Origin of the sequence: Bacillus sp. RK1064 (assembly GCF_051488405.1) — a bacterium.
In the GTDB taxonomy this organism is placed as follows: Bacteria; Bacillota; Bacilli; order Bacillales; family Bacillaceae; genus Bacillus.
Genome location: NZ_JBPSCZ010000001.1, coordinates 927173 through 947897 on the forward strand (window position 1 = coordinate 927173; position 20725 = coordinate 947897).

The following is a 20725-nucleotide window of genomic DNA, read 5'->3' on the forward strand; positions in this document are numbered from 1 at the left end:
AACTCCTTTTTAATGGTCTCTTATCCGAAATATGCGCTGATTGATCATCTTCCATTTGTACACCGCCAATAATGACACATGTATATTGCCGCAAATAAACGAAGGAATCCTTAGAAAAAACATTTCATACGATTCAGCTTAGGATTGTAGAAGCTCAAAAATCTCAATCGAAATCATATCAATGTTGTCAAATGGGAAAGTATTTGGCTTATCCCCTTGTTGAAAAACAGTCAATTCAAACGTTTGATTCTTTTCGAAATACTTAACACTACAGATTTTCTCACCGTTCACTTCGAAATAACGCTGTGCCGGTTCGTTTGCAGCTTCTGCTGTCTCTTGAAGACTTTGCAGCCTTGTAATGATACCCATTAATTGTGACATTCTAAAAAAAGACTCCTTTCAAAAAAACAACTCAAGATGAACCCGTATTGATTATACACAAGTCCTACAAAGCATCATACCATAAAGTGTTCTCAGATGATATTTTTCCTCTTGAATTCAAAAAAAGAAAAAGAATCTGTTTTTTTAGTTTGAGTCTTTTTTCTGATCTCATGCACCATGTTTTTTATAAACCCGCAGATCTCATCAGCCGTTTGGCAATTTCGTCAAAATCCTCTTTGGAAATGCCTGGGGCAAACTCTTCCGGTAATTCTCTATAATCTGGCACAGGTGCTCCTTGAGGCGTACCCTCAATCACTGTGAGCGGCTTTCCATCAATCGGATGGCTGCCTTTCCAAATCTTATTAATGTCCTTGTAATCCGTATCACTAAATGTGTACAGTTTTGTATGAACATTTTGGTCTTCAAATTTCCTCGCTGAATCAAAGTATTTGTTGTCGAGGTTTGGGATCGGCAGCATCTTTCCTACATCTACTCCTGTGGCTACCTCAAGCGCCTTTGCATATGCCACAACATGCACACCGCCTCGCACAAGTAAATAACCGATCATCTCTCTTGCTGTAGGATGATCTGTCATTTCATATACGCGCATTTTGTGCGTACGAGCTCCGCATTCAAGGAAGAAGTTATGAAGGAGGTCAAGAATCAGGTTGCCGCTTGAGAACACATTCTCTCCGGTCCAAGGTTTTGCCATGGAATCAAACGGATAGCCTGTTTGAGCCGTTTGAATAAAATGCTGTGTATTTCGTTTATCGACAGCCGCTTTCATCGGTGTCGTATCTGGATCTCCGCCATGAGTGGTCCCTGTAATCATAAGATTCACAGCTGTGGTCACAAGTTCTACATGACCGAATTCTTCAGCCGTAATACTGGATACGAGGTCATAAAACGGTTTGAGCTTTCGTTTTCCTCTAAAGTTAAAGGATTGAAACATGTAATTATTTAATGTGGACATTTCACCGAATTTTCCGCCGAGTAATTCTTGCACAGCAGCAGCACCATTTGCATCTGGGTGATCTGGTCTTGGCAAATCAATCAGCAGCCGCTTGTCGCGTTTGATCATGACGTTCCCTCCTACCGTCTAACTATCATCACTTAAGATGTATGGAGGGATTGGGATGTCCTATGCATGAGGGGAAGATGAAAAGCACAAAAAAAACTTGGCGGGGGTAGCGCCAAGTTTTTTGGATCTTGATCTGATAGAGGGGTTGGGGAACAGAGAGTAGCTTCTCTCTATAACTAAATGATAATGATTATCAGTTTCATTGTCAACCATTTTTTATTTCTTTTTTCTATTAAAAAAAACAGCCTAAACGGCTGCTTTTAAATTAATCCATCTTGCTCATATAAATAGGCATACGGAAGGTCTATAAACAAATACATGTCTCCCTCTAACGGATAAGAAAACGTACGTATCCTCTCACCGGTTTCTAAATCGCTGTAAATATCACTGAAAAATCCTTTCCCGCTCATTCTCATTTGGAGAATATTCGCTAGGAAATAAGGGCGCCAGCTCCAGTTTTTCTCGATATATTCAGGCTGAAACAGCCATTCTTTTTCTTTTTTAAACACATTTCCAGTGATTTGAAAGCCTTCTTCATTACACATATAAATCCGAAAGCTGCAATCCGTTAATTCTAATGCCAGCTTTTGTATAAGTTCATCATTTGTGCTGCATGATTTTTTTAAGGTCGTGACCGCTTGATGAATTCGCTTATAAAATGTTTCAGAATGTTCGTAGACAGTTTGAAGTTTCTTTTTCTCATGGGCAATAAATTGCTGGAATTCTTCTCTAAGCTGATCTTTTCGTTTATTGCGGTCGATTAATTCCGCCGCAGGCTCGTGAAGATAGAACCCTTGAAAATATCTGCCGCCATTTCTCCAAGCATACTGCAGCTGGAAATTTGCTTCAATGTCTTCATAAATTAAAGCCGCCCCTATTTTTCTCGCAAGCAATGAAATACTGTACAAGACATATTCATAGGAAGGAGAAGGAGCCGATGCCCTTAATGCGTGTAAATCTATTTTTAATAGATCGGGTGAGAGCAAGGCAATCCGGTCAAGATTGCTGCTTTCTTTTCCGATATTCGATATGGCGATTTTAATACCATATGTACGAAAATACGTTAACGTATGGTAAAGCTGTTCAATATCGCCGCTAAACGTATGCTCTGTAAATTCGATAACAAACCGATTAAGCTGAATGCCCCTTGCTTCATATTCCTTCAAAAGTTCTAAAAAGCTTTCACCATGATCAAGCATCAGGATATTGGCATCATGATTAATAAAAATGAGCAAATCATCATCTGCTGTTGTGAAAAGATCGAGTGCTTGCGTCAGTACTTTATGATCTACTTCCACTTTATATTCGTCAGGAATAGATGAATCCGTAAAGAAGGAGCCTAGGCTAACTGTTTCAGACTCAAGCTTCATTCTTCCTAAAATTTCATAGCCTATCACTTTTTGCTCTTCCGCACTGAATATGGCTTGATAGTGCGGGAAAACATCTTCAATATTCGTTAAAATATCCAATGGATCGACCATTTTCATCACCTGCTTCTCTCTTTGTGTGATTATAACACATCAAAAGCAGGTCTTACATCGTCATTCAAAATGGGGATTGGTTAAGCCATTGACCCCCATCCATTGTGATACAATCTCCATTTATATATGAAGCTTGCTCAGATAATAAAAAGCTCGCAAGCTCTGCAATTTCCTCTGGTGTACCCAGTCTGCCAAGAGGAACACTATCTAATGTTCTTTGCGCTGCCTCTTCCGATTCCCACAGTTTATCCGCACCGCCTGTTCTCTCGATTGGTCCTGGTGCGATGGCATTGACGCGAATTCGATATTGCTTTCCCCACTCCACTGCAAGCGTTCGAGTCAGAGATAAAACACCTGCCTTTGCTGCCGCTGAATGCGCCACACCTACACCAGCACCCCATGCATAGGTAGCCACCATATTGATCATACTTCCCCTTTTCTTTTGACGAATCCAGTAATTGCCCACTGCATGACTGCAAAAAAATGTTCCATTTAATACAATATCAATGACAGCCTTCCAGCCGTTAGGAGACAGTTTTTCTGCTGGAACCAAAAAGTTTCCTGCAGCATTGTTAATCAGAGCGTCCACATCACCAAATGTATCTACCGCAAACTTGACCATTTGATCTGCATCCTCTGGGTTTCGCACATCCATTTGGAAGTAAGCGATCGAGCCGCCATTCTGCTTTATTTCATTTGCCGCCTTTTCTAACGTTTCTTCCGTTCTTCCAGTAATCACGACATTCCAGCCTCCGTGTGCCAAATGGGCAGCCATCGCCTTCCCCATTCCGCTTGATCCCCCTGTGACAATCACTGTTTGTTTCGTCATTTGTTCTCCCCCTCTGTGGTTTTGAATGACTATTCATTCATTATTTTCTATCATATCATGATTGACCCTAGATGCACCATATGGGAGATTCATCAAATATGATGCTATACTTAATTTTATTTATAAAGGAGTCTTATATGAAGCAACTTTCTCGGAGACAGTTTTTAAAAGGAGCAGCTGGCGCGAGCATTCTCGGTTTTTTAGCTACAACATGTGGATACGGATATGCCAGATACATCGAACCACGCATGATCGATACCGTGTCACTGACCATTCAGGATGCTCAGCTTCCAGCTTCATTTGACCAGTTTAAAATCGCTCAATTTAGTGATGTTCATTTAAGTGATACATTTCCTGCGAAAGAATTAGAATCCGTCGTCCAGCAAATCAACGCTGAGTCTCCAGACCTCATTGTGTTCACAGGTGACCTCGTTGATTTTCAAGCATCGATTGAAGAGCATGAAAAAGCGAAAGCATATTTAACCAAGCTCCATGCTCCGTTTGGTAAGCTCGCGATATGCGGAAATCATGACTACGGACCATTTGGCATTGATCTTTATGAGCAAACGATGAAAGCTTGCGGTTTTACAATATGTAAAAATGATGTGTTTCAATTAGAAAAAGAAGGGGCGCATATTCAGATTGCTACATTGGATGACCTGATGATGAGTGTGCCCGATTATGACCTGATTAAGCGGGAAGTATCCTCTGATTTATTTACGTTACTGCTCGTACATGAGCCTGATGCAGCATTGGAGTTAAATACAACTCCCATTAACTTGCAGCTTTCTGGACATACCCACGGCGGACAAGTGCAGCTTCCTTTCTACGGACCCATTCTCACAGCACCTTACGGCCATACATATGTGGAAGGTTTATACGGAAGTTATCAGCACCGAATCTATATCAACCGCGGACTTGGGACAACAAGACTGCCGCTTCGATTTTTAGCCAAACCTGAATTAACCTTTTTCACCCTCTCCTCTCGCATTTAGACAGAAGCCAAACCGCTCCTATTTGCATATGTATAATCAAAGATCTTTCTCATGACAAATGTTAGGAGAAACCTTCCTTAGCCTGATTCCGTCAATATATAGATCAAGTGATGGGCATCATGGCTTCTTTTATTTGAGCAAAAGGAGTGTACTTTGGTGCTGCGATATACGGTGAAAAATGGAGAAACCCTTGCTTCTATAGCGCTTGATTTCCGAACAACAACAGATGCCTTAAAGGCTGCAAATCCGTCACTTCAAGGTCAAGAGCCGGTACAAAATGAGGTCATCATCATTCCTGGTCTGCCCGATCTTAGTTCGATCCCTTACCGCATCTCTGTTTCGATTTCAAGGAAACGTCTCGTATTGTTTTCTGGATCACAGCTTATTCGGTCGTATCCGATTGCAACAGGAAGAATTTTAAATATGACACCGACAGGTTCTTATTATATTGTCAACAGACAGCCAAACCCAGGAGGTCCCTTTGGCGCCTATTGGCTGAGCCTCTCGAAAGTTCATTACGGCATCCACGGTACGAATAACCCGTCTTCAATTGGTAAAGCTGTGTCTAGGGGATGCATTCGTATGTATAATCAGAATGTCATCGAACTTGCTTCAATCGTTCCAAATGGAACACCTGTGACCATTAGCCAGTAGGAGAAATTAATTGTATGAATGCTTAAAATTTTATATGATATAAAGTGGGATCTTCAGGGTAAGGAGCGTATTTATGGATATTTTTAAAAACAGAAATTTTGTTCGTCTCTTTTTTGCAGCACTTGCTTCGCAAATGGGGACAACAGTAGGCAATATGGCGTTTGCCTTTTATTTGCTCGATCATTTTAGTCATCAGCCCGCCTATGCCACATTAGCAGAGCTCATGTATTCACTTCCAACGATCTTTGTCTTTTTTATGGTTGGTGTAGTAGCAGATCGTTTTGATCGTAAAAAAGTCGCAGAGAATTGCGATTGGATACGAGCTGGGCTGACGATTGTTTTATTCATTGTGATTTATTTCAATTCACTTCCACTTATTTTCTTGATCTTGTTTATACGAAGTGCCATTACGAAGTTCTTCTATCCAGCTGAAGCCTCTCTCGTTCAGGCGATTTTAAATAAAGATCAATATGCCAAAGCCGCTGGCTTAAATCAAATGCTGTTTAGTTTATTCATGGTATTTGGTGTTGGAATCGGTGCTATTATGTATAAGACAATTGGACTTCACGGTGCCATTACCATTGATTTGATCAGTTTTATTGTTTCAGGCATCCTGATTCGTTCATGTAACATTCCAATTGAAGCACGTCAGCCAAATGGACAAGCAGGCTGGAGAGGCATGACCATTAAAACGTCTCTAAAAGATTTTAAAGAAGGCATTCTTTACATTATAAAAAATAAATTATTGGCTTCTTTAATTTTTGGCTTTTTTGTTTTTGGTCTAGTCAATGGCGCATTTGCTGTACTTCCGATGTTTACAATGAAATATGGCCTTTCACCGGACCATTTTGAACTGCATACATCCTTCTTTACAATCGCGATCGGTGCAGGCCTGCTTGTTGGCAGCTTAATGGGCTCTGTTCTCGCTAAAAAAGTAAAGATGCAATATCTCATGTCGCTTCCAATTCTGGTTGCAGGCATTCTGATTTTTGTACTTGGTTCCACCCATACACTATGGTTGTTTTATGTCACATCATTTGTCATTGGTACATGTATTGGACCGGTCAACATTGTCATTGGCGGCTGGCTGCCGAGAATCGTCCATCCTCGCCTGATGGGACGTGTGTCAGGATGGGTTGATCCGCTTACCATGTTTGCTCAATCCATGACATTAGGTCTGATTGCGGTACTATTTCCAAAACTCATTACAAACGTTTCTTATATTTATTACGGAATGGGCGTTATTATTTTACTCGTTTTCCTTTTTTACTTCATTACACTGCCGAAGTTCAGCAGAGAAGCTGCCGACTTAGACGTGCAGCGAGAACTAAAAGGCCAGGGAGCGCAATAATTGAACAGGAAAAAGGGCTTTCTTTAAAAGGAAGTCCTTTTTTTCATAGCTGAAACGCCCTACGACGTTATTTACTCTGTTGATTGAAGCTATTTGAAGCAACAACAACCAATAGAGGAGTCAACATGCCCTTCAATCGATCCTTTCTTCTCTTTTAACTTTTACCTCTTACATCCATTCTATCAATCCCTTTCATTATTTAGCCTTTATTTCTTTTTTTCAAAAAACAGGAACGTGTATAAAATTGCAAAAATTTTCATAAAATTTCTTTACATCTTTGGAAGTTTTATAGTAGGATAGTCAGGTTGGAGGTGAGGGGTATGCTAAAAAGTTATTATTTTATTCATACAAAAGATGATCAAGGACAGTATGTTGTACATACAGAAGATTGTGCATTTTTAGGTGATGCTGCAAGCCGTAAATTGATTGGTCTGCACATGAGTGGCGAGAGCGCCATTGATGAAGCTAAACAAATGACGAATGAAACTGATTTTAATGGTTGCTTCTATTGCGCTTATTCAAGTCATAAGAAATAGACCATGTTGTTAAACCATATGTTCGACATGTTGTCAGGCATATGGTAAAGTTTCAGACGCAATATGTAAAAATGAATCCAAATTGAGAAACTACCCATTTATTTAAAATAGGTAGTTATCATGAACTAATAGTTCACTTCATATATATTTCATTCAGTCAATTCTTCTGCCCTTCTTGCAATGAACGTCTCTTCTCCTTTGCCCACCAATGACACCGTCAGCAATGGATTTGCCAACATTATCGAAAAAGTGCTTCTTCAAGATATCGCTCGTGCAAGTCAGCTACCGCTCTGTATGCTGCAGATCCTTCAATTAAAGAAGTTTATAGAAGTTACCTCCTCATTATGTGAAAGTTCAACAAAGCCTCATCCTGCTTCAAAAAACGGACTTCAATACAGAAATTGCTTACCAATGCAGCTTCAACTATGCTTAAAAGAATGAATATACAACACCTTTAGCATATAGAAAATGAAATGCGCCGCATTCTTTCCACCTGAAACAGATAGAAGAAAAATCATAGTGAATAGATGCTGTGTCTTTGCTGATCATTCTGCCATTTTTATATTCAACCACGTTTTAGAACCCTCCTGAATGGCTATTGTAGATAAGAGAGCTAGGAATCCTATCGCTTTTACAATAACTCTATTTGCAATTTACTAATAAAAACGTATAATTTATACTAAGCACAGGAAGACGAAAGACAAAGGAGAGAAAAAATGGACGATTATGCTCATACTAAAGACATAGAACCTACAGCAGAAAACATCGCAAAAGCCATTTATACCGTTAACCGCCATGCTAAAACCGCACCAAATCCCAAGTTTCTTTATCTTTTGAAAAAACGTGCGCTGCAAAAACTATTGCAAGAAGGTAAAGGAAGAAAAGTGGGCCTACATTTCTCTAACAATCCCAAATATAGTCAACAACAGTCCGACGTGCTGATTGAAATTGGAGATTATTATTTTCACCTGCCACCAACCAAAGAAGACTTCGAATTTTTGCCACACTTAGGAAATTTAAATCAATCATATCGCAATCCGAAAGCGAATATGTCATTAAACCGAGCAAAGCAACTACTTCAAACGTATGTCGGTTTAAAAGAAAAACCTACCGCCACAAAACAAAAATCACATTACACAAAGCCCGTCTTCAAACGACTCGGGGAAAGTTATTTTTAAACAAAAAACCACTCATGCCGAGTGGTTTTTTGTTTAGATAATAAAGTGATCGACTTTTTCAATCAGCTGATGAATTTCTGGTTTACTAATTTGATCATCTGCACCGATTGTTTCCCCTTTATGCCGCAAATCTTCAGTGATTAACGAAGAGAAGATGAGAATCGGAATGGAACTCGTTAAAGGATTTTCCTTCAACAGTTTCGTTAATCGGTGACCATCCATTTTTGGCATTTCAATATCCGTAATAATCATATCAATTTCTTCTGTCACACTGATTCCTTTGCTGACAAGGTCCATGACGTGGTCATATGCCTGTTTGCCATCTTCAAAGGTCACAATGTTTTTATAGCCTGCTTCGGTTAATTCATTTGTTAATAAACGCATGAGAAGCGGAGAGTCTTCAACGACATAAAGCTTCTTCCCTGTTCTTCTCTCGTCTTTCTCACCGTCAAACATATGATACGTTTCTACTCCAGAAGCGGATTCAATATCATAAATGATTTTCTCATAATCTGGAAGGAAAATCATTTTTTCATCAAGCTTAATGATGCCCGTTAAATGACGGTCCATCCCTTGATTGAGTGCAGTTGGCTTTTCAATTTCTTCCCAGCTGACGCGGTGAATTTGTGATACCGTTCCTGTATGGAACACAAATTTCCGTTGGTTGAATTCAGTCACAATATATTTCTCTTGTTCTGACTGATCTGACTCGACATTAAAAAAGGAAAATAGATTGATGACTGGTAAAATCTCGCCTCGTAAACTAATCATCCCTTCTACATCTTGATGAGAGTGCGGTACAACCGTCACCTCAACCGGCTGAATGATTTCTCTTACTTTCATGACGTTAATGCCGAATTGATTTGAACCAATTTCAAACTTCACAATTTCCAATTCATTGGTACCAGAGTCAAGTAAAATTTCTTGTTTGTTTAAAGCCACGGAAATCCCTCTATTCTTCAATATAAGATTGTACTTTTTATATCGGCAGCATAGGTAAAAAGTTGACGTTTCTTTACGCTTTCTCTCGTACGAATTGATGAATCACAAGTCCTATCGCTGCAAGAATGAGTAAAGACCCAAGTGCAAGACGGCTTGCGAGATTTCCGTGCTCTGCAAACAGCAGAGTGACTGAGCCATAAATGATGGGTCCAATAATGGAAGACACCTTCCCTGAGAATGCAAAGAGACCAAAGAACTGTCCTCTCTTTTCCTTAGGTGTCAGCTCAATTATCAATATTCGTGATGCCCCCCAGCTTGCGCCGAGTGAAATTCCGAATAAACTGCCGGCCACCCAGAAAACCCATTCAGTTGTGGCTGTCACAGCCAAAATCAGGGCCACGATCAAAATCACATACACGACTGTAATCGAGCGCTTTGCCCCAATCGCCTTTGTGATATATCCAAATAGAAAGGAGCCAATGATACTTGAAATGGTCGACACCAGATAAAGCAGAATAAATTGCCCAGCGGTAAAGCCAATGATGATTTTGGCATAAACAGCCATCATCGCAATCGCTGTCTGTAAGGCATCATTCATAAAAAAGAAAGCAATCATAAAGATAAAAGCCGGCTTGTATTGCTTCATCTCTTTAAACGTGCGAATAATTTCTTTATACCCGCTGAAAAATGACGCCTTTTTCTCTTGCTGCGGCAGCGGATGAGGGTCTTTTACAAAAAAGAGAAAGGGCAGGAAAAAGAGAAAGAATAAAAGCGCTGTCGGAATAAATGCTTCATGAAATTGGTCATTGCCAACAAGTAAATAAACTGAGAGACCGACAAGTGTCCCTAAATAACCAACGGCAATGCCAAACCCAGAAATAAGCGGTATTTCATCCTTTGTCCCAAGATCGGGCAGAATGGTGTCATAAAACACTAGGCTCGAGTGATAGAAAAATTTTGCGATCACAAACAAGGTGACCACTACTAATAAGGAGACAGGCAGCCCAAACCATTCGCTTGAGAAATCAATTCCAGCAAAGATCCCCATCAAAAACGTACAAGATATACATATTAAAGTAAACACTGTGATGTAGCGCTTCTTTTTTCCTGTACGATCGATCAGAACCCCGTATAATGGTGTAAAAATGACGAGAAAAATGCTGGCTAGTGCGTTTGCATAAGAAATAAACGTACTGGCGATCTGATCCATTCTCGCACTGTCTCCAATCGTTTCCTGCAAGTAGAACGGGAAGAAAATGGTGATCATATTGGATGAAAATATCGTATTTGCAAAGTCATACAATGCCCAGGCCAAAACGGGTGCTGTCAAAAACAACCCGAAGCCTGCCCCTTTTTTCTGCATGGTCTTTTTTCCTGTTCTCAATCGTTTGTCTCCCTTCCCTGCCTGATTTTTCACTATCATTCTATTTTATGTCATGCTTCCCTCTTCCATACAAGCAATCTATACAAAAAGCACCCCTTACTATTGAGCAGAGGTGCTTTTTTTCTTTATTTCTTCACAACAATCGTACTTGCAATTAAATCGTGAAGCGCTTGTTTTTTCTCTGTGAAAAAGGCAATGATGTACCCAATACATAAGATTGGAGACAAAAAGACTTTTGCAAAAAAGCGGCCAGTTGCTCGTCCGAATGTTATTTTTTCGCCCGTTACTTTTGTCACTTTGATCCCAAGAGCCATCTTACCAAGAGTTCCTTGCAGTTTTGATGCTTCCATAATAGCGTAATAAAGCCATGTCAACACGATACCGATTAAGATCGATGCTACGTAGAAAAAGATAAGTCCCATAATGACAGCCCATTCTTCATCCGTCATGACGGTTGTGGAATAGTAATAGCTGTCATCCTCTAGCATAAATGCTGCCTCTGGGCTTGAGACAAAAAAGAGTGTGAACAAAATAAACATGATGAAGGCATAAGGAACACTGATAATGACGCCGTCCAAAAGGTGGGCAAGAAAGCGGTAGCCCACGCCTGCTAGCTCAGGATGCTTCTTTTCTTGAATGTGTGGTTCTGTTATGTTTGTTTCCATCCTATTTCTCCTTTATTATGTATGTTTTCTATAAATTTCTTATAATCATTCGTTATTATATCTTATGAATATAGTAAGATCAATGGAGCTGTACACTTTTACATATATTTTAGATCAGTTTGTTCTTAATGTTTTATGTGAATAAATACTGAAAATTTGTGAAAATCATGGCACTTCTAGTTCTTTTACCTCCTGATTTTTTAACATTTTGTGATATTTTCGTCTTGTTTCCATTCTGCTGTTGACAACCGCTCTTCACATGGTACAATAGTCAAGGATTTTTTAAAGAAAGGTGTTCATGATGGGAACTGTCGTACTATTAAAGAACAAAGAGATGACTGTAATTGAAGATATTTGCGAAGCTGATTTTTTGGACATGAAGCATGATTTGTCAAATGATGACGCAGCTTATATCTCTTGGTATGAAGATTACGATACTGCTTATGGATATTGATTTCATTTCATAGATGAAGCGTAAAAAAAGGCGATACAACCTAAGTTGGTTGATCGTCTTTTTTACGTTTGTGATGTTCTTTCACTTTCAGGCTCTACATGAATAAAGATTTGTGCATGCGGAAATTCTTGCTGAATCTTCTCTTCAATTCGATCACATAATTGATGAACATCTTCAATGGTTGTCTTGCCATCTACAATTAAATGGAAATCAATATATTCCTCTGCTCCGGATCGTCTTGTTCGAAAGTCATGATATTCGATGAACTCTTGACTGAATCCTTGAATGATTGCTTCTATCGATTGTTCTTCCTCGGGTGTTAGCCGGGCGTCTACAAGCGGCGGGAAGGCTTCTTTCATGAGTTTAAATGCTTCACGCATAATAAAGAGAGCGAGTATCATTCCAATGATCGGATCTAAGAAATACCAATCGGTTAATGCTACAAGCAATAAACTGAATGCGACCCCTAGTGACGTATACACATCTGTTAACAGGTGCAATGCATTCGATTTCATGGCAACAGAATGCACTCGCTCCGCCTCTTTGTTCACAACCTTCGATACGATAAAATTGATGAGCGCGCCTATCAGCATCACCACAATGCCAAGCACAGGCAGCTTGACTGGCTCTGGGTGCATTAATTTGTGAACACATTCGTATATGATCCAAATGCCAGCAACGAAAATCAGCAAGGTCTCAATCGTTCCTGAAATATTTTCGACTTTTCCATGTCCATAAGGATGTTTAGAATCTGCTGGCTTTCTTGAAATACGAACAGAAATAAATGCAATAAAAGATGCCATTAAATCGAGAAAAGAATGAATGGCTTCTGATAAAACCGCAACAGATCCAGTCAACAGCCCCACAATGATTTTTAAGATGACAACAAATGTGTTACTCATCACGGATAGAAACGCGATTTTCGATGTCTTCGCTGATTGTTCCATCTATCGTCCTCCTTTAGGAGATCGTATGTCTATGAAAGCAATTCCCATGACCTGATTCTCACGTTCTTTCAGTTTACACAGTTGTGACGTTTTCTAATCCTGTTCACCGCAGCCTGTATTTTCTAGTGAGGTTACGCTATAATAAATGTTGCTCTTTCTTCAATATATCACTCATGCTGTGATGAATAGGAGAATAGACTACAGATAATGATATCCAGTGCCTTTCGCGGGTGACATTTATGCAGTGAATGGTAAAATAGGATAAAAACATAAATTTTTAAGGTGATGAGAAATGGAGCATTTGCTGAATCCAAGAGTAAAGGATATTGAAATTTCAGGCATTCGAACATTTTCAAATCTCGTATCGTCATATGAGGATGTCGTTTCTTTGACGATAGGCCAGCCCGATTTTTATACGCCGCATCATGTCAAAACAGCTGCCAAAGCAGCCATTGACGAGAATTTCACCTCGTACACTCATAATGCTGGTTTCCTAGAGCTAAGACAAGCGATCCAGCACTACATCAAGAAGAAAGTCAATCTTGATTATGATGCAGAGTCAGAAATCATTGTGACGACAGGTGCAAGTCAAGCGATTGATGCTGCGTTTCGAACCATTTTGTCAGAGGGTGACGAGGTCATTTTACCTGGACCTGTCTACCCTGGCTATGAACCGATCATTCGAATGTGCGGCGGGAAGCCCGTACATATCGACACAACGAATGCTGGCTTTAAATTAAATGCCAAACTGATTGAGGATGCATTAACGGAAAAGACAAAGTGTGTTGTACTTCCTTATCCTTCGAATCCAACTGGTGTCACGCTTTCGGAAGAAGAATTGAAAGAGATTGCCCAGCTCCTTGAAGGAAAAGACATCTTTATTTTATCAGACGAAATCTATAGCGAGCTGACATTTGACCGGCCGCATCATTCAATTGCCTCTTTCTTAAAGGAACAGACCATTGTGATTAACGGACTGTCTAAATCTCATAGCATGACCGGTTGGAGAATTGGCTTTTTATTTGCTTCAGCTCCAATTGCTAAACATGTATTAAAAGTACATCAATATAACGTGTCTTGTGCCTCGGCTGTCTCACAAAAGGCGGCACTTGAAGCTGTGACAAATGGTGTGGATGATGCACTCATCATGAGAGAGCAATATAAGAAAAGACTCGATTATGTATATGATCGGCTCATTTCTATGGGGCTTCCGGTCATTAAGCCTTCTGGCGCTTTTTATATTTTTCCATCCATTGAATCGTTTGGGATGAGTTCCTTTGATTTTTGTATGGAGCTGTTAGAAAGTACAAGACTTGCGGTTGTACCAGGGTCTGCTTTCTCTCCACTCGGCGAAGGGTATGTGCGTCTGTCCTATGCTTATTCACTTGAAACACTGAAAGAAGGACTTGACCGCCTAGAACAATTCGTCCTTGAAAAACGTTCCATTCATTTCACAGACTGAAACAACGGCTCTCTTGCCGTTGTTTTTATTTTGCAGGAAACATGATGTGAAATACGGTGCCCTTTTCGGGATGACTATCCACACGGATCGTCCCGTTGTGATTTTCTAAAATATTAAATGTCACCATGAGGCCAAGTCCAGTGCCTTTTTCCTTTGTCGTTAAAAAGGGCTCTCCTATTCGCTTCATGACCGATTCAGGAATGCCGACCCCTTCATCACGAATGGTAACGAGAATCCCATCTCTTTCTGCTTTGGCCGTAATGTCAACCTTACCTCCGTCCGGCATGGATTCGACGGCATTTTTGATTAAATTGATAAACACCTGCTTGAGCTGATTTTGATCCCCGTTCATCAGGAGATCCTCTTCTATCTCACTTGTGTTCATTAAAATACCATTTAAGTTCGCTTGTGTTTCTAATAGAGCCGTGACTTCGCTGATGATTTTTTTCAAATCAAGTGTCTGCATCGATGCCGTTTGCTGCGGTTTTGCCAGCATGAGCAACTCGCTTAATATAATCTCTATCCGGCTCAGCTCAGAGAAAACAATCTCGAAATATTGATCGCGATCTTTTGTTTTCGGTTTAATGAGCTGCAAAAAGCCTTTGATAGCGGTCAATGGGTTCCTGATTTCATGTGCAATGCCAGCTGCCAATTGACCTGCGATCGATAATTTTTCAGATCGGAGCATGAGCTCTTCTGTCTGCTTACGTTCCGATATATCTCTTAAAATAATTTGAACGGCTGTTTCCCCAAAGAATGTGGTTGGGATACACACCATTTCAGTATAAATCAGCTTGTGTTTAAATGTATGACAGCTCATCGTGACAATCTCGGAATCTGATGCTCTTTCAATAATACGCGACAAGCTCTTTTTCACTTTTTGCTGGTCACAGGAATGGATCTGGTGGAAAATATCCTTTCCTATTAATTTATCGTAATGCTCGGCTTCAAATAATTTAATGCCTGATTCATTCATAAACACCCATTTATGATCATGAATGACCGCAATCGTATCAATGGAGTTTTGGATGAGCAGCTGATACCGCTCCCGGCTTTTTTGAAGAACGGTTTGGAATTTCTTACGGGATGAGATGTCTACTAACAGCAAAAGCTCTGCCTGCTGATTTTGATAGATCGTAGGTGATGACTTCACTTCGATATGAATGCTGCTTCCATCTTTCCGCTTCCAAATCTGTTCAATCATTCCGACTGGAAGACCTTGCTGCAGCCTCGTAATTCGGCTTCTCACAATGTCATGGTACTCCTCAGCAATAAAGTCAAATGCAGATTTGCCGATCATGTCATCTCTTGTACATACCCCCATTAATTGAAGCATCGCATCATTCGCATAAACAATTTCCCCTAATATCGTAATACACAACGGATTTGGCAGCATGGCAATCAATTGTTCAGCTTCACTGACATGTTGGAAAGCCGGCAGACTGCCTAACGACTGTTCTGACACTTCTGATGTTGTTTGAAATGCTGCTTTTTGCGGTTCAGCGTCCAGCACCCTCATTTTTAGGATCATTTCTCTACTTAATTCGCTGTCTAACTCATCACAAGCAACAAAATCAATACTTGCTTCAATCCATACAGCTGTTAGATCACTTCTAAGCAGCCTAAAGTGGCAAATCTCTAGCATGTGCTGATTGTAGAAATAACTCTCGACGAGAAATTGATCTTCGGTATGAACATAGTCTTTCAAAAAACACCCTAGTAAATCCTTTTGTTCATAGAGCAAAAGCTGCTTACAGTTAGAAGAAATGTAGAGAAAGCGGCCATTAGAAGAAAGAACGGCATGTAAATCGATATTCGAATAAAGCTGATTCGAATCTTTCATTTTTTGTTCCATCGTCGTCCGACCCTCCTTTTCATTTTTTAGGGTTGTCCTTAGATTGATGTATAAAAAAGATTCGCTAGAAAACCCGTATTTTCCTTCCGTCATCGAGGGAAACGTCCATATTTTCAACAAAAAAGAGCACATTCTCTTGCTGTGCTCTCTGCTGTTTACTGCTTTTCATATTTCTTTTGTAATTCAACGTACTTATCAATAATTTTACTTGGGATGGTTTTAATGACGGAATCTTTATCTGAGACATAAGGTGTCACGACACTAAAAGCCACCTTCGGATTGGACGACGGATAATATCCCCCAAAGGTTAAATTGTATGTGGGATTTCCCCACCAGCTGCGGTTGGCACCATAGTAAAAGGTTTGGGCCGTCCCTGTTTTTCCAGCGACATCATGCTGACCAAAGCGGCCAGCGGCAGTACCGCCGGTCGATGTGACCATTTTCAGCCCCATTTTGACGCGGTCAATATCTGCTTTCGAGTTGTTAATCGTGTTCAGCACCTTCGGCTCATATTTTTTCACGACTGGGCCTACTTCATCCTTCTTCGTTGGAAGGTGAACGCTTTTCACCACTCTTGGCTGAACGCGATTTCCTCCATTGGCGATCGTCGACATGTACTGGGCAACTTGAAGCGGTGTATACGTGTCATACTGGCCAATTGCTTCATCGAGCAAAAGTCCGCCGACCGTCTTAGGATGTGTCTGCATCCCGCTTGATTCCTGCGGCAGGTCGATCCCTGTTTTTACGCCAAGACCGAATTGCGCATAATAGTTTCTCATTTTTTGCAGGTGCTCAGGTCTTGCCGGTAACGGACCATCCTTTTGATAGGTGATGCCCGCCATTCTCATCGCTACTTGGAACATGTAGACGTTGGAACTTTTTTGGAGAGCCTGAAGGTCATTGACCCATCCAAGAACTTTGTAAGACTGTTTCGGCTTTCCATTACTTCCTGCAAAATAAAGCGGTGTATCCATATAGGATTGGTTGTGTGACATCCCGTCCTGATAACCGCCAAGTACTGTGGCTCCTTTGACAACAGAGCCCATTTCGTACTGGGTCGTAAATGTTCCGATGGCATAATCTGTGACGTCTCTGCCATCCATTTTCTTGCCAGACATTGCGAGAACATCCCCAGTGTTAGGGTCCATCATCACGACAAATGCGCGGTCCATCATATAGTTTCTCGCACTAGCGGATCTAAGCTCTGATTCGACGATCTTGTCGACTTCCTTTTGCAGCTCCATATCAAATGTCAGTGCAAGATCAAGTCCTCTTCGTCCCTCTGTCCGCTTGATTTCATCGAGCAGCTTCCCGCCAACCTGTGTATATTGAACAGTCGCTTTCTCTGGATTCAGAAAATCTTCGTATTGATACTCTAAATAGCTCTTCCCTACCCGGTCATTTCGCGAGTAGCCTCTTGCCATATAGTAATCTTCACGCTCTTTTATAATGCCTTGCTCTGGTGTGGTCACACCGCCAAGTACATTATAAAGGGTCTTTTCATACGGATATTTTCTTGTCCAATCATTGATGACATTTACACCATGCAGTTCATCCAGATGCTCTGACACAAGTGAAATCTCTTCATATGTCAAACTCACGGATGATGTCTGCTTTGACTCTTTTGTTTCATCGAGTAAAGCAACTTTTTCGTCCCCTTTTTTCTCTTCATTTGGGTCCATTGCTTTCACGATTTGAGGCTCAAAGGCATATCCGCCTGTAAATCTACGATAGATCGCTGCAACTGCTTTTTCCTCTGCATCCTTTTCGATCGCCTTGACTTCTTTCTTAGGCACACGCTCTACTTGAAGCGGATAGACATCCTTTGCTTTAAGATCCTTTTTCTCTGCTTTTGAAATGAGCTTATCCGCTTCTTTCGGATGGCTCGCCAGCCAAAAATCTCGAATGTCACGCTCTCTCAAAAAATCAGTATCCATTTTTATATAAGTCGCAAGTTTTCTTGCTACCTTAATCTTATCCTTCGCTTTCACACCGCTTTCTGATGTATAAACGATGGCAGGTACACTTTCGTTATCAACGACGACTCTTCCTCTCGCGTCATACATTTTTCCTCTTGGGGACGGGTATGATGCTGTTTTGACCTCTGTTCGGTTTGCTTGCTTTTTATAATCCTCACCATTGACGATCTGCAGCACACCAAGCTTGATCACAAGTCCAGCAAATAAACTAAAGACAGCGAAGAAAAAGAGATTAATCCTCCAGGCGTTCCGGCGCTTGATTTTTTTCTGCTCGGCACTACCTTGATGCTGTTTCTCTCCCACTTATGTAGCTCCTCTCATCCTTTCAATCTTTTACAATTACCACTCATTATTGTAACACTTTTGTAATAGTTGTTACAGCGAAACAAGTGAAAAAAAGCTGTCAATCCCTATTATGCAAAAAAATATACTAACACTTTAAAATATTGGTATGTTTATGTCGTTTTCTTTAAATGGAAGAATTCCCTATCCTTTGATATGAGGCGGCTTTTTTTATGACTTTAACAAAAATGACAAACAGGCATTGTCAATGGAGGATGCTGGTACGTTTATAACAAAAAGTCCATGTTATGATTTTCTGTGAGAAAACAAAACAAAGATTTTAGGAGGAGTTACAATATGAAGAAGAAATCATTCTTTTTTTCAGCGCTAACGGCTGCTGCACTCATCACGTTCACTGGAGGACATTCAGCTGATGCGAAGGAGCTTAACCTGAAACAAGTGATACATGTACAGCATCAAACCATTGATCTTCATACATTAGCTGCAAAATTACATATCTCTTCAGATGTAAACAAGCTAAGCAAGTCGAATCAAAAAGAGATCGAAGCTCTTTTAAACAAGCTGATCAAAAGCGGTCAACCTGTTACTGGCACAAAAGTGGTGAAAGAAGTAAACAAAGCAAAAAATGAACAAAAACAAGAATCAGTGAAAAAACCAACTGCTTCTAAACCAAGTACGCCAGCTAAACAAAACACAAACAACAATAACAACACAAAAGCTGACCAAAAAGACACAACGGCAGCAAAAGCAGACAGCAGCTTGAATGCATTTGAAAAAGAAGTCGTTGAGCTTACAAATAAAGAGCGTGCAAAACAAGGGTTAAAAGCACTTTCTGTTGATTCAAAACTAAGCAAATCTGCTCGCGCAAAATCTCAAGATATGAAAGATAAAAACTATTTCTCTCATACAAGCCCAACTTACGGATCTCCATTTGATCAAATGAAGCAATTCGGTATCACTTACAAAACAGCAGGTGAAAACATTGCCCAAGGTCAAAGATCTCCTCAAGAAGTTGTGACTGCATGGATGAACAGTGAAGGCCACAGAGCAAATATCTTAAACAAAAACTATACACATATCGGTGTTGGTTATGTGAAATCTGGCAACTACTGGACGCAGCAATTCATCGGAAAATAAGATATCTAAAAAACCTGTCCCTAAGTGGGACAGACCAGATTGTTGACAAAGGGCTAAAATGATCTTCATTTTAGCCTTTTGTCTTCTTTTCAGCGTGATAGAAAACCTTTGCAGCCCTAGGAAGGACGAGTACCGGAGCGGAGCGAATTTGACATTCGTGAGCACCGGCACGCAGGACTGACACCGAATGCGAGGGTTTGTCTACACGCTGACCTGTCTCTAAGTGGGACAGGTCTTTTTATTTTACCCATAATTTATATATACTCTGTGTGCCGCTGTTTTCTTCGCCCTGTTCGCTCAGCTTTTCATAAAGTGACTTTGCAAGCGCGAGTCCTGGCATTTCTTCTCCCATCAGTTCTGCTTCCTCAAGTGCAATGCCCATATCCTTGATAAAATGCTTCACGTAGAACCCTGGCTCGAAATCACCTTTCAGCATTCTTGGTGCAAGGTTTGACAAGGACCAGCTTCCTGCCGCGCCCGTTGTAATGCTTTTGAGCACATGCTCTGGATCAAGTCCTGATTTTTCGGCATAGGCCATGGCCTCTGCAACGCCTACCATACCTGCTGCGATCGCAATTTGGTTACACATTTTGGTATGCTGGCCGCTTCCTGCAGGTCCTTGATATTGAATGTTTTCGCCCATTTGCTCAAATAAGGGCAGGCACGCTTCATAGGCTGATTTTTCTCCGCCAATCATAATCGCAAGCGTTCCATTTTTTGCCCCTACGTCTCCGCCAGAAACTGGTGCATCTAATGCAAACAACCCTTTTTCTTTTGCTTTCATTTCAATTTCTTTTGCCAGCTGAGGCTTCGATGTAGTCATATCAATCAGATAGGTACCAGGCGCAGCATGTGCCACAAGCCCTTCTTCACCTAAATAGATTTCTTCTACATCTGATGGATATCCTACCATTGTGATGACAGCATCTGCATGTTCTGCAATCTCCTTCACTTCCGGCTTCCATGATGCGCCTTTTTGAATGAGTGCATCTGCTTTCGCTTTTGTTCTTGTATAAACGAGAACTTCATATCCGGCATCCATTAAATGTCCTGCCATACTGCGTCCCATTACACCGATTCCAATAAAACCAACTGTTTTGATTTGTGTCAT

At 40.6% G+C, this 20725-nt stretch carries 19 protein-coding genes; 8 read left to right on the forward strand and 11 right to left on the reverse strand.

Annotation, left to right across the window (positions count from 1 at the left end; translation table 11 throughout):
* Nucleotides 1-138: 138 nt before the first annotated feature.
* The 4 genes from ACSSTM_RS04875 to fadH all read right to left on the reverse strand — a co-directional run bounded on the left by ACSSTM_RS04875 (nt 139) and on the right by fadH (nt 3772).
* Complete coding sequence (locus ACSSTM_RS04875) at nt 139-381, reverse strand: YkuJ family protein (RefSeq protein WP_003212254.1); 243 nt, start codon at nt 379-381, stop codon at nt 139-141.
* Between the two features lie 184 nt (nt 382-565).
* Entirely contained in the window at nt 566-1462 is an 897-nt protein-coding gene (locus ACSSTM_RS04880) for a manganese catalase family protein (protein ID WP_003210823.1), read from the reverse strand.
* 260 nt (nt 1463-1722) lie between these two features.
* Nucleotides 1723-2943 (reverse strand): EAL domain-containing protein, encoded by a 1221-nt coding sequence (locus ACSSTM_RS04885; RefSeq protein WP_095285090.1) that lies wholly within the window; start codon nt 2941-2943, stop codon nt 1723-1725.
* 64 nt (nt 2944-3007) lie between these two features.
* A complete protein-coding gene (gene fadH / locus ACSSTM_RS04890; protein ID WP_034662771.1) occupies nt 3008-3772 on the reverse strand; it encodes a 2,4-dienoyl-CoA reductase in 765 nt (254 codons plus the stop codon).
* A gap of 137 nt (nt 3773-3909) precedes the next feature.
* On the opposite strand from fadH, the gene ACSSTM_RS04895 reads away from it, so the two are divergent.
* From ACSSTM_RS04895 to ACSSTM_RS04915, 5 genes are all read left to right on the forward strand, one after another.
* Nucleotides 3910-4767, forward strand: coding sequence for a metallophosphoesterase (locus ACSSTM_RS04895; protein ID WP_420734946.1), 858 nt, complete (start codon nt 3910-3912; stop codon nt 4765-4767).
* Between the two features lie 156 nt (nt 4768-4923).
* Nucleotides 4924-5421, forward strand: a complete 498-nt coding sequence (locus ACSSTM_RS04900) for a L,D-transpeptidase family protein (protein WP_437404007.1) — start codon at nt 4924-4926, stop codon at nt 5419-5421.
* A 73-nt stretch (nt 5422-5494) separates the two neighbouring features.
* Nucleotides 5495-6772 (forward strand): MFS transporter, encoded by a 1278-nt coding sequence (locus ACSSTM_RS04905; protein WP_034662784.1) that lies wholly within the window; start codon nt 5495-5497, stop codon nt 6770-6772.
* A 320-nt stretch (nt 6773-7092) separates the two neighbouring features.
* The gene (locus ACSSTM_RS04910) at nt 7093-7308 is read left to right on the forward strand and encodes a hypothetical protein (RefSeq protein WP_003211341.1); all 216 of its coding nucleotides are present in this window, start codon (nt 7093-7095) and stop codon (nt 7306-7308) included.
* Between the two features lie 716 nt (nt 7309-8024).
* Complete coding sequence (locus ACSSTM_RS04915; protein ID WP_012009774.1) at nt 8025-8486, forward strand: YkyB family protein; 462 nt, start codon at nt 8025-8027, stop codon at nt 8484-8486.
* Nucleotides 8487-8519: 33 nt separating this feature from the next.
* Here the strand turns inward: ACSSTM_RS04915 and ACSSTM_RS04920 are convergent, their stop codons facing one another.
* From ACSSTM_RS04920 to ACSSTM_RS04930, 3 genes are all read right to left on the reverse strand, one after another.
* Nucleotides 8520-9428, reverse strand: a complete 909-nt coding sequence (locus tag ACSSTM_RS04920) for a chemotaxis protein (RefSeq protein WP_034662787.1) — start codon at nt 9426-9428, stop codon at nt 8520-8522.
* Between the two features lie 73 nt (nt 9429-9501).
* Nucleotides 9502-10812 (reverse strand): MFS transporter, encoded by a 1311-nt coding sequence (locus tag ACSSTM_RS04925; protein WP_170938378.1) that lies wholly within the window; start codon nt 10810-10812, stop codon nt 9502-9504.
* Between the two features lie 125 nt (nt 10813-10937).
* A complete protein-coding gene (locus tag ACSSTM_RS04930) occupies nt 10938-11477 on the reverse strand; it encodes an RDD family protein (protein ID WP_034662790.1) in 540 nt (179 codons plus the stop codon).
* A 301-nt stretch (nt 11478-11778) separates the two neighbouring features.
* On the opposite strand from ACSSTM_RS04930, the gene ACSSTM_RS04935 reads away from it, so the two are divergent.
* Nucleotides 11779-11931, forward strand: a complete 153-nt coding sequence (locus tag ACSSTM_RS04935) for a hypothetical protein (protein ID WP_437404008.1) — start codon at nt 11779-11781, stop codon at nt 11929-11931.
* Nucleotides 11932-11993: 62 nt separating this feature from the next.
* On the opposite strand, the gene ACSSTM_RS04940 is transcribed toward ACSSTM_RS04935, so the two are convergent.
* The gene (locus ACSSTM_RS04940; RefSeq protein ID WP_034662794.1) at nt 11994-12878 is read right to left on the reverse strand and encodes a cation diffusion facilitator family transporter; all 885 of its coding nucleotides are present in this window, start codon (nt 12876-12878) and stop codon (nt 11994-11996) included.
* A 292-nt stretch (nt 12879-13170) separates the two neighbouring features.
* Here ACSSTM_RS04940 and ACSSTM_RS04945 point away from each other — a divergent pair, with 292 nt between their 5' ends.
* Entirely contained in the window at nt 13171-14340 is a 1170-nt protein-coding gene (locus ACSSTM_RS04945; protein ID WP_106037807.1) for an aminotransferase A, read from the forward strand.
* A gap of 25 nt (nt 14341-14365) precedes the next feature.
* On the opposite strand, the gene ACSSTM_RS04950 is transcribed toward ACSSTM_RS04945, so the two are convergent.
* Nucleotides 14366-16195 carry a PAS domain-containing sensor histidine kinase gene (locus tag ACSSTM_RS04950; protein ID WP_034662800.1) on the reverse strand — a complete coding sequence of 610 codons (1830 nt, stop codon included), beginning with the start codon at nt 16193-16195 and terminating at the stop codon, nt 14366-14368.
* A gap of 155 nt (nt 16196-16350) precedes the next feature.
* Complete coding sequence (locus ACSSTM_RS04955; RefSeq protein WP_095285084.1) at nt 16351-18477, reverse strand: peptidoglycan D,D-transpeptidase FtsI family protein; 2127 nt, start codon at nt 18475-18477, stop codon at nt 16351-16353.
* Nucleotides 18478-18813: 336 nt separating this feature from the next.
* Here ACSSTM_RS04955 and ACSSTM_RS04960 point away from each other — a divergent pair, with 336 nt between their 5' ends.
* Nucleotides 18814-19614, forward strand: a complete 801-nt coding sequence (locus ACSSTM_RS04960) for a CAP domain-containing protein (protein ID WP_034662807.1) — start codon at nt 18814-18816, stop codon at nt 19612-19614.
* Nucleotides 19615-19852: 238 nt separating this feature from the next.
* Here ACSSTM_RS04960 and ACSSTM_RS04965 read toward each other — a convergent pair whose 3' ends face one another.
* Nucleotides 19853-20725, reverse strand: coding sequence for an NAD(P)-dependent oxidoreductase (locus ACSSTM_RS04965; RefSeq protein WP_034662811.1), 873 nt, complete (start codon nt 20723-20725; stop codon nt 19853-19855).

Bases quoted from the DNA above. Each gene is read 5' to 3' on its own strand.
- ACSSTM_RS04965 (WP_034662811.1), bottom strand. From the start codon at position 20,725: ATGACACAAATCAAAACAGTTGGTTTTATTGGAATCGGTGTAATGGGA.
- ACSSTM_RS04945 (WP_106037807.1), top strand. From the start codon at position 13,171: ATGGAGCATTTGCTGAATCCAAGAGTAAAGGATATTGAAATTTCAGGC.
- ACSSTM_RS04885 (WP_095285090.1), bottom strand. From the start codon at position 2,943: ATGGTCGATCCATTGGATATTTTAACGAATATTGAAGATGTTTTCCCG.
- ACSSTM_RS04910 (WP_003211341.1), top strand. From the start codon at position 7,093: ATGCTAAAAAGTTATTATTTTATTCATACAAAAGATGATCAAGGACAG.
- ACSSTM_RS04940 (WP_034662794.1), bottom strand. From the start codon at position 12,878: ATGGAACAATCAGCGAAGACATCGAAAATCGCGTTTCTATCCGTGATG.
- ACSSTM_RS04960 (WP_034662807.1), top strand. From the start codon at position 18,814: ATGAAGAAGAAATCATTCTTTTTTTCAGCGCTAACGGCTGCTGCACTC.
- ACSSTM_RS04915 (WP_012009774.1), top strand. From the start codon at position 8,025: ATGGACGATTATGCTCATACTAAAGACATAGAACCTACAGCAGAAAAC.
- ACSSTM_RS04905 (WP_034662784.1), top strand. From the start codon at position 5,495: ATGGATATTTTTAAAAACAGAAATTTTGTTCGTCTCTTTTTTGCAGCA.
- fadH (WP_034662771.1), bottom strand. From the start codon at position 3,772: ATGACGAAACAAACAGTGATTGTCACAGGGGGATCAAGCGGAATGGGG.
- ACSSTM_RS04895 (WP_420734946.1), top strand. From the start codon at position 3,910: ATGAAGCAACTTTCTCGGAGACAGTTTTTAAAAGGAGCAGCTGGCGCG.
- ACSSTM_RS04930 (WP_034662790.1), bottom strand. From the start codon at position 11,477: ATGGAAACAAACATAACAGAACCACACATTCAAGAAAAGAAGCATCCT.
- ACSSTM_RS04950 (WP_034662800.1), bottom strand. From the start codon at position 16,195: ATGGAACAAAAAATGAAAGATTCGAATCAGCTTTATTCGAATATCGAT.
- ACSSTM_RS04880 (WP_003210823.1), bottom strand. From the start codon at position 1,462: ATGATCAAACGCGACAAGCGGCTGCTGATTGATTTGCCAAGACCAGAT.
- ACSSTM_RS04935 (WP_437404008.1), top strand. From the start codon at position 11,779: ATGGGAACTGTCGTACTATTAAAGAACAAAGAGATGACTGTAATTGAA.
- ACSSTM_RS04875 (WP_003212254.1), bottom strand. From the start codon at position 381: ATGTCACAATTAATGGGTATCATTACAAGGCTGCAAAGTCTTCAAGAG.